General features: G+C 60.2%; 14 protein-coding genes. 8 read left to right on the top strand and 6 right to left on the bottom strand.

The features are described from left to right. The first annotated feature begins 180 nt into the window (after positions 1-180). The 3 genes from rpsT (at position 181) to FHT70_RS09600 (ending at position 4,052) form a co-directional block, all read left to right on the top strand. Complete coding sequence (gene rpsT, locus FHT70_RS09610) at positions 181-459, top strand: 30S ribosomal protein S20 (protein ID WP_064800423.1); 279 nt, start codon at positions 181-183, stop codon at positions 457-459. An 838-nt stretch (positions 460-1,297) separates the two neighbouring features. Beyond that, complete coding sequence (gene dnaA, locus FHT70_RS09605; protein ID WP_085779934.1) at positions 1,298-2,848, top strand: chromosomal replication initiator protein DnaA; 1,551 nt, start codon at positions 1,298-1,300, stop codon at positions 2,846-2,848. Positions 2,849-2,969: 121 nt separating this feature from the next. Then, the gene (locus tag FHT70_RS09600) at positions 2,970-4,052 is read left to right on the top strand and encodes a saccharopine dehydrogenase C-terminal domain-containing protein (RefSeq protein WP_183700543.1); all 1,083 of its coding nucleotides are present in this window, start codon (positions 2,970-2,972) and stop codon (positions 4,050-4,052) included. A 56-nt stretch (positions 4,053-4,108) separates the two neighbouring features. Here the strand turns inward: FHT70_RS09600 and hemW are convergent, their stop codons facing one another. The 4 genes from hemW to rph are packed head-to-tail and all read right to left on the bottom strand — an operon-like array spanning position 4,109 to position 7,108. After that, positions 4,109-5,311: a radical SAM family heme chaperone HemW gene (hemW, locus tag FHT70_RS09595; protein ID WP_183700541.1), complete on the bottom strand. Its 1,203-nt coding sequence runs from the start codon at positions 5,309-5,311 to the stop codon at positions 4,109-4,111. A gap of 9 nt (positions 5,312-5,320) precedes the next feature. Further along, positions 5,321-5,965: an RdgB/HAM1 family non-canonical purine NTP pyrophosphatase gene (rdgB, locus tag FHT70_RS09590; RefSeq protein ID WP_183700539.1), complete on the bottom strand. Its 645-nt coding sequence runs from the start codon at positions 5,963-5,965 to the stop codon at positions 5,321-5,323. Position 5,966: 1 nt separating this feature from the next. Further along, on the bottom strand, positions 5,967-6,392 hold the full coding sequence (locus FHT70_RS09585) for a VOC family protein (protein ID WP_183700537.1): 426 nt from the start codon (positions 6,390-6,392) through the stop codon (positions 5,967-5,969). Continuing rightward, on the bottom strand, positions 6,389-7,108 hold the full coding sequence (gene rph / locus FHT70_RS09580; protein WP_085776710.1) for a ribonuclease PH: 720 nt from the start codon (positions 7,106-7,108) through the stop codon (positions 6,389-6,391). Before rph ends, FHT70_RS09585 begins: the two co-directional genes overlap by 4 nt. Before the next feature lie 125 nt (positions 7,109-7,233). Here rph and hrcA point away from each other — a divergent pair, with 125 nt between their 5' ends. Both hrcA and grpE read left to right on the top strand, forming a co-directional pair. Beyond that, positions 7,234-8,322: a heat-inducible transcriptional repressor HrcA gene (gene hrcA, locus FHT70_RS09575; protein ID WP_085776711.1), complete on the top strand. Its 1,089-nt coding sequence runs from the start codon at positions 7,234-7,236 to the stop codon at positions 8,320-8,322. 110 nt (positions 8,323-8,432) lie between these two features. Next, positions 8,433-9,068 (top strand): nucleotide exchange factor GrpE, encoded by a 636-nt coding sequence (gene grpE / locus FHT70_RS09570; RefSeq protein ID WP_085776712.1) that lies wholly within the window; start codon positions 8,433-8,435, stop codon positions 9,066-9,068. 33 nt (positions 9,069-9,101) lie between these two features. Here grpE and FHT70_RS09565 read toward each other — a convergent pair whose 3' ends face one another. Beyond that, positions 9,102-10,046, bottom strand: coding sequence for a nucleoside hydrolase (locus tag FHT70_RS09565; RefSeq protein ID WP_183700535.1), 945 nt, complete (start codon positions 10,044-10,046; stop codon positions 9,102-9,104). A 281-nt stretch (positions 10,047-10,327) separates the two neighbouring features. Here FHT70_RS09565 and FHT70_RS09560 point away from each other — a divergent pair, with 281 nt between their 5' ends. Together FHT70_RS09560 and FHT70_RS09555 are read left to right on the top strand one after the other, a co-directional pair. Next, positions 10,328-10,753: an Hsp20 family protein gene (locus tag FHT70_RS09560; RefSeq protein ID WP_010032703.1), complete on the top strand. Its 426-nt coding sequence runs from the start codon at positions 10,328-10,330 to the stop codon at positions 10,751-10,753. A gap of 47 nt (positions 10,754-10,800) precedes the next feature. Continuing rightward, the gene (locus tag FHT70_RS09555) at positions 10,801-11,058 is read left to right on the top strand and encodes a DUF1150 family protein (RefSeq protein WP_008524631.1); all 258 of its coding nucleotides are present in this window, start codon (positions 10,801-10,803) and stop codon (positions 11,056-11,058) included. Between the two features lie 87 nt (positions 11,059-11,145). Here the strand turns inward: FHT70_RS09555 and FHT70_RS09550 are convergent, their stop codons facing one another. Then, positions 11,146-11,700 (bottom strand): isoprenylcysteine carboxylmethyltransferase family protein, encoded by a 555-nt coding sequence (locus FHT70_RS09550; protein ID WP_183700533.1) that lies wholly within the window; start codon positions 11,698-11,700, stop codon positions 11,146-11,148. A gap of 213 nt (positions 11,701-11,913) precedes the next feature. On the opposite strand from FHT70_RS09550, the gene FHT70_RS09545 reads away from it, so the two are divergent. Continuing rightward, the gene (locus FHT70_RS09545) at positions 11,914-12,792 is read left to right on the top strand and encodes an alpha/beta hydrolase (RefSeq protein WP_097599455.1); all 879 of its coding nucleotides are present in this window, start codon (positions 11,914-11,916) and stop codon (positions 12,790-12,792) included. Positions 12,793-12,991: the final 199 nt, after the last annotated feature.

Below are 12,991 nucleotides of genomic sequence, written 5' to 3'. Positions count from 1 at the left end.
CGCTTGCTGCCGGAAAGCTTGAAAATCCGCGTTGACGTGGGCCGGCTTTAGGGTTATATGCCCGCCCACGGTTCGGAAAGCCGCTCTGGTTTTCCGCGATTGCTCCCGTATTGCTGGATTTGGTGGCCGCAGGGCCCGCGGTAATGGCGGAGTTTGTTCGAATTCTTGAGAGAGGCATCCATGGCCAATACAACTTCGGCGAAAAAAGCGACCCGCAAGATCGCCCGCCGTACCGACGTCAATAAGGCTCGTCGCTCGCGCGTGCGTACTTTCGTTCGCCAGGTCGAAGAGGCCATCGCATCCGGTGACGCCGACAAGGCGAAGGCAGCTTTCCTGGCTGCTCAGCCGGAACTCGCCCGCGCCGCCAGCAAGGGCGTGCTGCACTCCAACACGGCATCGCGCAAGGTCTCTCGCTTGGCCGCTCGTGTGAAGGCTCTGTCGGTCTCCACGACCGCGTAATGATCCATTAACGACCTCCTCGTTATGATTAGCCCGGTAATTTTACCGGGCTTTTTCGATTCCGCCGAACAACCTCTGCATGGTAAATCTCACGACTGTTTCGTGTCAGTGCCATGACATGAAAAATACTTTAAAAACAAGTACTTGCGCAAGGATGCTTTCCCGTTGCGCGACTCTGGCCGAACCTTTGCGGATCACGGACGAGTCAAGAAGATTTTTATTTTTTTTCTTTCTTTGCGTGTCAAAATAGCCCGAATGGGGAATCTCTTTGATTCAACTGCGATTCTTTTTTGACGCTGGTGTGACGCCCGAAAAGGGCGGCCGGAGTCAATGGCCGCATCTTAATTTTGCGTAAAATTCATCGTTGATCTTGCCATTTGATCCTGCCTAAATGGCGTCCAACAGAGGGCGCGGACATCACCTGCAGAGTTCGGTCTTAACTGCCACGTCGGCAGGGCGATGAATTTGTGCCATCTGTTACGGAGCCTTGCGCTTCCGTTTTTTCAAGCACTTGACGGATTTGGGCCGTAACGTGGCTGTTACGGGGCAGGGATGTTTTGTGCCTATGGCAAGCACACGTTTAACGTGAGGCTGCCGGATAGGGATAGTAATATTGCGTTCGGGCTGGTCGGCCGAAAACGAGGATTGACCGACAGCCTGGCACGGAAAGCCGATGAAGGCGCCGCATGAATGCGGTACCTGCAACGGGCTTCTGTGTCGTGTTTGAGTGAACCGGCAGGCGAGTGGCTTCATGAGGATGCCGCCAGCCCGTCAAAGCGGGGAATGATCGGGCGGCTGTTTTAGCGGAGGCCGCCCGGTGGAATTGAAAGGCGGCATTATGCAGATGAATACGATGATGGCAGGCGGGCTCGACAATGGAGATGCGGCACCGCAAGCGTTCGGCTCCATGCGCCAGGAAGTGGGGGAAGCTAAGGCGGAAATGAAGCAGAGCATTTTGTTTGAGCGCGTCAGCGCGCGCTTGAAGGCCCAGGTCGGTCCTGACGTCTATGCCAGCTGGTTTGCCAGGTTGAAGCTGCATTCGGTCTCGAAGAGCGTTGTTCGCCTTTCGGTTCCCACGACCTTCCTGAAGTCGTGGATCAACAATCGTTATCTCGATCTCATCACCGGTCTGTTCCAGGCCGAAGACCCGGAAATCCTGAAAGTCGAAATCCTGGTCCGCACCGCAACGCGCAGCGGCATGAAGGCCGTCGACGAGGTGGTTCAGCCCGAGCCGGCTGCTCCCGCGCAGATGCGCCGTCCGCCGAGCGCCCAGCCGGCCGGTCAGGCTGTCCAGCAGGCAGTTTCGGCCGTTGCCGCCGCAAGGCCAGCAAGCCTCGGTACCCCGCTGTTCGGCTCGCCGCTCGACAGCCGTTTCACCTTCGATACCTTCGTGGAAGGCAGCTCGAACCGCGTCGCGCTTGCGGCTGCCAAGACGATCGCGGAAGTCGGCTCCGGCGCCGTACGGTTCAATCCGCTCTTTGTCCATTCGACGGTCGGGCTCGGCAAGACTCATCTCTTGCAGGCGATCGCCAATGCGGCGGTCCAGAACCCGCGGGCCCTGCGTGTCGTCTATCTGACGGCCGAATATTTCATGTGGCGCTTCGCCACGGCAATCCGCGACAATGATGCGCTGACGCTGAAAGACTCGTTGCGCAACATCGACCTCTTGATCATCGACGACATGCAGTTCCTGCAGGGCAAGATGATCCAGCATGAATTCTGCCATCTTCTGAATATGCTGCTCGACAGCGCCAAGCAGGTCGTCGTCGCCGCCGACCGCGCTCCATGGGAGCTGGAGTCGCTCGATCCGCGCGTCCGCTCGCGCCTGCAGGGCGGCGTTGCCATCGAACTCGACGCGCCGGATTATGAAATGCGGCTCGAAATCCTCAAGCGGCGCCTGGCCGCGGCCCGGCTCGAGGACCCCTCTCTCGAAATTCCCGCAGACCTCCTGCAGCATGTCGCCCGCAATATCACGGCCAGCGGCCGGGAACTCGAAGGCGCCTTCAACCAGCTGATCTTCCGCCGCTCCTTCGAGCCGAACCTGTCGATTGAGCGCGTCGACGAATTGCTCGCCCATCTCGTCGGTTCGGGCGAACCGCGCCGTGTACGCATCGAGGATATCCAGCGCATCGTCGCCAGGCATTACAACGTCTCGCGCCAGGAACTGGTCTCCAATCGGCGCACCCGCGTCATTGTCAAGCCGCGCCAGATCGCCATGTATCTGTCGAAGACGCTGACGCCGCGCTCCTTTCCGGAAATCGGCCGCCGCTTCGGCGGGCGCGATCACACGACCGTGCTGCATGCCGTGCGCAAGATCGAGGAGCTGATATCAGGTGACACCAAGCTTTCGCATGAAATCGAGCTGCTGAAGCGGCTGATCAACGAGTAGTCGGCGGACCTGTCGGGAAATTTGACGGCTGGAAGCGATTCCAGCCGTTTTCCTTTATAAGCTTTTTATTCTATATCTCCCCGTCCAAGAAGAGCGCCGAACGGCGCATGGGAGGGAATGAATGAGTTTCGAAAAGATCGCCGTTCTCGGCCTCGGCAAGGTCGGGCGGCTGGCGGCAACGCTGTTGCATGAAGGCGGCTTCAAGGTCATTGGTGTCGACGCGCAGCTGCCCCTGGGCGAGCTGCCCTTTACATGCCGCGCAGGCGACATATCCGATCCGCAGGTGATCGGCGAATTGCTCTCGAACGTTGAGGCGGTGCTGTCTTGCCTGCCCTATCACCTGAACATCGAGCTGGCTCGCGCTGCCCATCTTGCCGGCATTCATTACTTCGATCTTACGGAAGACGTCCCAACCACCAATTTCATCATCGAACTGTCGAAGACCGCCCGCGGACTGATGGCGCCGCAATGCGGCCTGGCGCCCGGTTTCGTCGGCATCGTCGGCGCAAGCCTGGCCGACGGCTTCGATCGCTGCCGATCGATCCGCATGCGCGTCGGCGCCCTGCCGCAGCATCCCACGGGTCTTCTCGGCTATGCCTTCAACTGGTCGCCGGAAGGCGTCGTCAACGAATATCTGAATGATTGCGAGGTCATCGAAGCCGGCGTGCGCAAGCTCGTCTCGCCGATGGAGTGGCACGAGACCATCTATGTCGGTGGTGTCAAGCTCGAAGCCTTCACGACATCGGGCGGCCTCGGCACCATGTGCGACACCATGCTCGGCACGGTTGACAATCTCGACTACAAGACCATGCGTTATCCCGGCCATATGGAGCTGATGAACTTCTTCTTCCATGAGCTCTTGATGCGCGACAAGCGCAAGCTCGCCGGCGAGATCCTGACCAATGCCAAGCCGCCTGTCGAAGACGATGTCGTCTACGTGCACGTGGCCGCGGAAGGCACGGAGAACGGCAGCCTGCGTCGCAAGGAATTCGTGCGCGCTTATTACCCGATCGAGATCGCCGGCGCCCGCCGCACAGCGATCGCCTGGACGACGTCGGCCTCGGTCGTCGCCGTCATCGAGATGGTCCGCGATGGTCTCTTGCCGGCGTCCGGTTTCCTGCACCAGGAACACATTCCGCTGGAGATGTTCCTGAAGACGCCGACCGGCAGCCTCTTCAAGGCAGGCGCCACCAGCCACGGCTGAGAAGATTTTTCGGCGCGGGCAGCGATATCGTTACCGCGCCGGAACTCTTATGGGTGTCAGCAGGCGAGATCGGCGACGACGGAATCGAGGATCAGCATGCCCGATGGCGTGCAGCGCAGCCGCGAATTGCCGATCCGCTCGACGAATTTGTGTTCGAGCAGGAATTCCTCGCGTTTCGGGTCGAGCTCACGGCCCGAAAGCTGCTGCCAGCGGGCGAGATCGACGCCTTCCCTGAGCCGCAGTCCCATCAGCAGCAGTTCGTCCGACTGTTCCTCGAAACCGAGCCGCTCCTCATCGAGAATGCCGTGGCCGTCGCGCTCGACCATCTCGAGCCAGGCTTCCGGCTTGCGCTCGGTCGCCGTCGCGAGCTTCTCATGCCCACGCGTCAGGCGGCCGTGCGCGCCCGGACCGATGCCGGCATAGTCGCCGTAACGCCAATAGGTCAGGTTATGGCGGCTTTCGGCACCCGGCCGGGCATGATTGGAAACCTCGTAGGCGGGCATGCCCTCACGCGCCGTGATCTCCTGCGTCGCCTCGTAGAGCAGGGCCGATTGCTCGCCGTCCGGCACGATCAGCTTGCCTGATTTGTGCAGGCCGAAGAAGGGCGTGCCTTCCTCGATGGTCAGCTGATAGAGCGACAGATGGTCGACCGCATAGGAGATCGCTTCCTTCAGTTCCTTCTCCCATTCCTCGACCGTCTGGTCCGGCCGGGCATAGATGAGGTCGAAGGACATGCGCGGGAAGATCTCGCGCGCCAGCCGGATCGCCTTCAGCGCGTCGGCGACGTCATGCAGCCGGCCGAGGAATTTCAGATCGCGGTCGTTCAGCGCCTGTACGCCGAGCGAGACACGGTTGACGCCGGCCGCGCGGTAGCCGCGGAACCGTTTGGCCTCGACGCTCGACGGATTGGCTTCCATGGTGATTTCGATGCCGGCGGGCACATGCCAGTGCCGCGCGATGCCGTCGAGAATGGCATCGACCGTTTCCGGCTTCATCAGCGATGGCGTGCCGCCGCCGAGGAAGATGCTCGTCACCGTCTTCGGCCCGCTCATTGCCCGAACTGCCGCCATCTCCTTCAGAAAGGCCGATGCAAAGCGCTCCTGGTCCACCGGCTGATGGCGTACATGGCTGTTGAAGTCGCAATAGGGACACTTCGCCGCGCAGAAGGGCCAATGCACATAGACGCCGAAGCCGGGCTCGCCGGTATCGGGCAGCAGCGCGGCGTCGCGCGAGAGGCTTGGCGTATCGAAATTGCCCACGAACAGACCTTATGCCTCCAGGCAGGTTTCGACGAAAAGTTTGAAGGCACGGGCCCGGTGCGACAGCGCCTGCGGCTTGCCGAGGTTCCAGCCGTGTTTCTCCTCGCCGCTCATTTCGCCGAAGGTGACGTCATAACCCTCGGGCTGAAAGACCGGATCGTAGCCGAAGCCTTGGGTGCCGCGCGGCGGCCAGACGACATGGCCTTCGACCTCGCCGCGGAAAAGCTCGGTATGCCCGTCCGGCCAGGCAAGGCAGAGCACGCTGACGAAACGCGCCCCGCGCTGTTCAGGCGTCGTTGCGCCGGCATCCTGCAGCGCCTTTTCCACCTTGGCCATCGCCATGTCGAAATCGCGCGTGCCGTCTGCGGTCTCCGCCCAGTTGGCGGTGTAGACGCCGGGATCGCCACCGAGCGCGTCGACCACCAGCCCGGAATCATCCGAAAGCGCCGGCATGCCGGCGGCATTGGCCGAGGCCACCGCCTTGATCGTCGCATTCTCCTCGAAGCTCGTGCCGGTCTCGTCAGGTTCGACGAAATTCAGTTCGGCCGCGGATTTGGCGGTGAAGCCAAGCGGCCCGATCAATTCCTGGATCTCGCGGATCTTGCCGGTATTGTGGCTGGCGACGACGATTGTTTTGGTTTCGAGCTTGCGCAATTCAGATATCCTGTTCGAGGCCCCAGATTTTTGCCTCCGCGCATTCCAGGCTGTTGCCGGCAGGGTCGCGGAAATAGATCGAGCGGCCGCCATTTGGCCAGTGCACCTCGGATTCGATCGCGACATCAGCCGCCTTCAGCCGTTCGGCCATGGTATCGATATTGCGGCCGGACACACGAAAACAGGCATGGCCCTGGCCGGTCGCGCCGTGCGGCGGCACCTGCAGCGCGTCGGCTGCCGGCGGCTTTATCGTTTCCTCGGGGTTGAAGATGAGGAGAACGCCTGGCCCACAGCGGAAGAAGACATGCCGGTTGCCGGCGCGGGAGATCTTTTCAAGCCCGAGAACGCCCTCGTAGAACGTCTCGGCCTGATCGAGATCGCGCGCATAAAGCGCCGTTTCCAAGATGCCTTCCAGCATGGCATTCATCCCGCAATCGCCTCTTTCTGCAGGGTGACGAGTTCGCTGATGCCGTTCTTGGCAAGCCGCATCAGAGAGCTGAATTCCTCTTCGCTGAACGGCGTGCCTTCGGCCGTGCCCTGGATTTCGACGATGCCGCCGGCGCCGGTCATGACGAAGTTCGCATCGGTCTCGGCAGAGGAATCCTCAAGATAATCGAGGTCGATCACCGGCTGGTTGGCGAAAACGCCGCAGGAGATGGCGGCGACATGATCCTTCAGGACCCGGTCGACCTTGATCATGTTGCGGCTTTCCATCCATTTCAGGCAATCGTAAAGCGCGATCCAGCCGCCGGTGATCGAGGCCGTCCGTGTGCCGCCATCGGCCTGGATGACGTCGCAATCGAGCGTGATCTGCTTTTCGCCGAGCGCCTGCAGATCGACGACGGCGCGTAGCGACCGGCCGATCAGCCGTTGGATTTCCTGCGTGCGGCCGCCCTGCTTGCCGGCGGCGGCCTCGCGTTTCATGCGCTCGCCGGTCGCCCGCGGCAGCATGCCGTATTCGGCCGTGACCCAGCCCTTGCCGGTGTTGCGCAGCCATGGCGGCGTCTTTTCCTCGAGGCTTGCGGTGCAAAGCACATGCGTATCCCCGAATTTCACCAGGCAGGAGCCTTCCGCATGCTTGGAAAAATTGCGCTCGAACGAGACCTTGCGCATCTGGTCGGTTTTTCTGCCTGAAGGCCGCATTCTTATCTCCTGGAGTTGCTGACCGCTTCTACGATTGGCGGCGCTCATTTGCAAATTCCCTTTTGCCACGCGTGCGAGTTTGACTATATTTTCGGGAGCATCATCAGCGTGGGTTCGAGAGGTTCATGGGCATCAGGTCGACGTCGGTTTCGGATGCCGTTGCTGCGCTGGACGAGCGCTCCAGAGAAATTTTTCGCCGCATCGTCGAGGGTTATCTCGAAAGCGGCGAGCCGCTCGGCTCGCGCAATCTGTCGCGCCTGTTGCCGATGTCACTCTCGCCGGCGTCAGTGCGAAATGTCATGAGCGATCTCGAGGAACTCGGTCTCATCTATTCCCCCCATGTCAGCGCCGGCCGGCTGCCAACCCAGATCGGGCTGCGCTTCTTCGTCGATGCCTTCATGCAGATCGGCGATCTCTCCGCCGAGGACCGCGCCAGTATTGACCGGCAGGTGCGGGCCGAAAGCGGCGGCAATCCGGTGGAATCGATGATGAACGAGGCGAGCCGCATGCTTTCCGGCATCTCGCGCGGGGCCGGGCTCGTCATCACCTCGAAAAGCGATCCGGTGCTGAAACATGTCGAGTTCATCCGGCTTGAACCGACAAAGGCGCTCGCCGTGCTCGTCGGCGATCACGACCAGGTGGAAAACCGCATCATCGAACTGCCTGCAGGCATCACATCGTCGCAATTGACGGAGGCGGCGAATTTCCTCAACGCGCACATGTCCGGCCAGACCCTGCCGGAGCTGCGCAAACAATTAAGCCGTCTGAAGGATGACGTTCGCCATGAGCTCGATGCGCTCTCGCGCGATCTTGTAGAGCGCGGCATCGCCGTCTGGGCCGGCAGCCCGGAGGAGGGAAAGCCCGCCCAGCTGATCATCCGCGGCCGCGCCAACCTGCTCGAAGGCCTTGCCGGCGCCGAAGATCTCGACCGGCTTCGCATGCTGTTCGACGATCTCGAAAAAAAGGACAGCCTGATCGAGCTTCTCAACCTGGCCGAAAGCGGTTCGGGCGTGCGAATCTTCATCGGTTCGGAAAACAAGCTCTTCTCGCTGTCGGGCTCGTCGCTCATCGTCGCGCCCTATCGCGACGATGATGACCGGATCGTCGGCGCTGTCGGCGTCATCGGCCCGACGCGGCTCAATTATTCCCGCATCGTGCCGATGGTGGATTACACCGCTCAGCTCGTCTCCCGCCTGTCGCGCAATCCGCTTTGACGTCATCACTGAGGAAGCGCGGAATTTTCGCTTCTTCGTCACGCAGACTTGATTTTTTCCGGCCAAACCTCGATATCGGGCGCATCTGAAAATACCAACCGGAGACCGTCATGACCGATGAAACGACGAAAAACGGACCTGACGCAACTGCGGCCGATGCCGCAGCCGACGCTGCCGTCAACGTCGAGACTGCCACTGTCGAGCAGGAGGAGGCCAAGCAGCCGGATCCGCTCGAGCTTCTGAAGGCCGAGAATGCCGAGCTGCGTGACCGCTATCTGCGACTTGCCGCCGAGATGGATAATCTGCGCCGTCGCACCGAGCGCGAGGTGAAGGATGCAAAATCCTATTCCGTCGCCGGTTTCGCACGCGACATGCTCGCCGTCTCGGACAATTTGCGCCGGGCGCTGGACGCCATCTCTCCGGAGGCCAAAGCCACGGCCGACGCCGGCCTCACCACGCTGATCGAAGGTGTGGAAATGACCGAGCGCTCGATGCTCTCGGCGTTGGAGCGACACGGTGTTCGCAAGCTGGAGCCGGTCGGCCAGAAATTCGATCCGAATTTCCATCAAGCAATGTTCGAGGTGCCGAACTCCGAAGTGCCGAACAACACCGTCGTCCAGGTCGTGCAGGCCGGCTTCACCATCGGCGAGCGCGTCCTGCGCCCGGCCATGGTCGGCGTCGCCAAGGGCGGCCCGAAACCGGTCGAGGCCGAAGCCAATTCCGTCTTCGACGAGAAGGACGCCTGAGGTCGTTTCGCTCTTCGGAGAAGGAAAGAATAATCAGATGCGGGCGAAGCGCTCGATCAGGAGATCGAAGAAACCGTCCGCATCGACGTAACGCATCACCTTGGCGTTGCGCTTGCGGTCGGTCACATGCCACCAGTCGACGACGGTCATGCCGGTGGTAAGTTCGGACCGGACCTCGATCTCGACATTGCAGTCCCGGCCTTGGAAAAGTTCCGGCTTCAGCAGATAGGCGACGACCGTCGGGTCGTGCAACGGCCCGCCGTCTGAGCCGTATTTCTCGATATCGAAGCGTTCGAAGAATTCCAGCATTTCGACCATCGCCTTTGCCGGAGCCGTGCCGATCTCGTCCATGCGTTTGACCCGGTCCTTGCGGGTCAGCAGCTGGTGCGTCACGTCGAGCGGCATCATCACCATCGGAACGCCCGAGCGGAAAACGATATCGGCCGCCTCGGGATCGACATAGATGTTGAATTCGGCGGCCGGCGTAATATTGCCGCCCTCGAAGAAGCCGCCGCCCATCATCACCAGCTCGCGAATGCGGGCAACGATGTCGGGCGCCTTCTGGAAGGCCATGCCGATATTGGTGAGCGGCCCGAGCGTGCAGAGCGTCACCGTGCCTCCAGGCTCGCGGCGCAGCGTCTCGATGATGAAATCGACGGAATGGCCGGGTTGCAACGCCATCGTCGGTTCGGGCAGAACAGGGCCGTCGAGGCCGGTCTTGCCGTGCACATGTTCTGCCGTCACCAGCTTGCGGGCGATCGGCTTGTCGGCGCCAGCGAAAACCTTCACATCCGTGCGGCCGCAGAGTTCGCAGACGATGCGCGCATTGCGGCTGGTGAGAGACAGCGGCACGTTGCCGGCGACCGTCGTGATCCCCAGCACCTCGAGCTCACCCGGGCTGCCGAAAGCCAGCATGATGGCGGCCGCGTCGTCCTGGCCGGGATCGGTGTCGATGATGATCTTTCTCGCGCTTGCCATTCCAATCGTCCCGTTCTCGCCACGCCGCTTATCCCGGCGGACACCATTTCTTCATTTCCCGCCACAAATCGGCACATTCCGCGCGGGCATGTTTTGATGCGAGGCAGCAGGTCCTTTGTCAAGCAAGGAGGCAGACGCCGCCATTCGAAAAGTGACAGATGTTTAAATCGGGGAGGGCGCGCGCGCCTTGCAGCGCCGTGATCATGCCCCCATATTAGCGGCATCCGGATGCTGCACTTTTAGGTCCGGGATGGTCGCTTGCATCAAGGACTTGAAAAGAGATGAGCCGCATTACCCCATTCGCCAGCCCTCTACTTCTGGGCTTTGACGCCATGGAAAAGACGCTGGAGCGCATTTCCAAGGCGAGCGACGGATACCCGCCTTACAATATCGAACGCATCGCCGCCGACAGCGGCGCGCCCGAGCGTCTGCGCATCACCCTTGCCGTTGCCGGTTTCAGCGAGGAGGAGCTTGATGTCTCCACCGAGGAGAACCAGCTTGTCATCCGCGGCCGTCAGGTGGAGCAGGGCGAGCGGGATTATCTCTATCGCGGCATCGCCGCCCGCCAGTTCCAGCGCACCTTCGTGCTGGCCGACGGCATGCAGGTCTTGGGCGCCGGCCTAAAGAACGGTCTGCTCTCCGTCGATCTAATTCGACCCGAACCCGCCCGCATGGTCAAGAAAATTAACATTTCGGTTTCACAGTAGAACAACGGTTTGTCGAACCGTTGGTCCCTTCTTCCGGAGGAACAGGAATGTTGATGAAAGAAGCCACGTCTCACTTGACCAAATCCGAGCTTGCCCACATCGGCAACGGCGAGGTCGCCTACATCAGAAAGATGCGCACCGAAGAGGTCGCCAAGTGCTTTCCAGAGGCGCCGGATATCGATCCGAATGTCGATCTCTGGGCGCTCTTCGGCGCCGACGGCACGCCGATTCTGCTGACGGACAACCGTTCCAGCACCTTCTTCAAAGCGGCCGAGGACGAATTGAAGACGGTCAGCCTGCACTGACCGTCAAGACCGTCTGCTACGTTTCACTGCTTGCGGTGCACGGTCGCTCTATTCGATTTCGCTGCCGTCGTGACGGATGTCGCGACATTATCGCCAATCGAACCACGGCGTCAGCAAGCCCGTCTTGCGCCGATAGGCTTCATATTCGGATGCCAGCGGTGATAGGGCGAATTTCCTCTCCTCGCTGCGAGCTGCAATCACGTAGACAACCGTAAAAAATAAGACCGGCAGGATCGACCATATCGACCAAGATGCCAGCGCCCACCCCGACCAGAAGAGCAGGTAGGACGTGTAAAAAGGGTGCCGCAGGTAGCGATAGGGACCGTCGGTGACAAGACTATCTGGGTGATCGAGGGTGAACACAAAGCGCAACCTGGCCTCTCGCGATGCCGACACCGCCCACCAGAACAAGCCCGCCGACCCGATTTCAAATCCCAGTCCGACTACCTGTACCCATAGCATCTGCGTCCCGGACCAAACCAGGTACAGGAAAAACGCCGTCGTCGCGATGACGACGACGGTGATCAGCTTTGCTCCGGCTTCCATCTTCGGCGAGTTGAAGTGGCCTCGCAACGACCACGCGTAGAACCCGACGACACTCAGGCTGGTGATCGAAATAACAATGTCCAGAAGAAATTGCATCGTGATGCTCACCGTGAAAGGTTGGTTGCAATTGCTGCTGCGACAGACCTAACCCGTATACAACGCCAAGGCAAATGATTGTGTATTGATGCGTAACCGCCCCGAAACGTGTCGTGATTGCACGACCTGGTTCAGATCTGGTTTACGATGATCATGCACCTGCCATAGATATTTTCGTGCAAGACTTTGGCTGCGCGTTAGGGGTCGCAGTTTATGGACATATTTCACTGTACAATCGACACCAGCCACGGCGCTGTGCGCATCAGTGACACTATTGATGGCGCTGCACCACTGGTTATGATACACGGTTCGGGCAGCTCACGGACGGTCTTTTCACAGCAATTACACAGCCATTTGTCCCGGAATTGGCGTCTGATTGCGCTCGATCTTCCGGGACATGGCGAATCGAGCGACGCTCGAGATCCACAGTCAACTTACACCGTCACCGGTCTTGCCGACTGCATAGGAGAGGTGGCAGCCCGCCTGGGGCTCCGTCGCTTTCCCGTGCTGGGATGGTCGCTTGGCGGTCACGTCGCGATTGAGATGGCAGGCAGCAGCAACGGCATTTCGGGCCTGATGTTGTGCGGCACGCCACCGATCCACAGCGGTCTCCTCGGAATGCTGCGGGGATTCCATCCATCATTTGATATTCTTCTGGCATCAAAAGAGAACTTTACATCGCGTGATGTGGAGCGGTTTCAGTCTCTTTGCTTTGGAGACACGAGCAACCCCTCCTTTCGCGATGCCATAGCGCGCGCGGACGGGAGACTAAGGAGCGTTTTTTCTCGCGCAATGTTGCGGGGGCAGGGCGTGGATCAGCGCCGCACCGTCGAACAGGCTGATATACCCATTGCTTTTGTGAATGGATCTTATGACCCCTTTGTCAAACTCAGCTATTTTTCGGGCCTGAACATCCAGTTGCTCTTCGAAGGCAAAGCGCATGTAATAGAAGGGGCTGGACACGCGCCCTTCTGGGAAAAGCCGGAGAGCTTCAACTCGATGCTCGACCGGTTCCTGAACACAGTCGCCGCTCATGAAGCCAATACCGACCTGAAAAATCAACACTGTCGCCGCAGTGGAAGCCAGATATAGGATCATCATTTCGGCACATGACATGCTCCCGGTCATTTTCTCCCTTCCATTTGAGCGGAGGGTGGCCAGCACGGAAATAGTCGCGTCAGCGGCAATTGCAACCGTTCCACGGCGGAACTCTACGCGCCACAAGTGAGAGCGTAGCGCGTTCAGTTCGGTTTGTTTTCGTCGTCGGTTTTAGAGCAGGATGCCGGAAATT

Origin of the sequence: Rhizobium sp. BK049 (assembly GCF_014193135.1) — a bacterium.
Classification (GTDB): Bacteria; Pseudomonadota; Alphaproteobacteria; order Rhizobiales; family Rhizobiaceae; genus Rhizobium.
The sequence above is the reverse complement of the archived record's forward strand: the minus strand, read 5'-3'. Positions and strand labels throughout refer to the sequence as shown.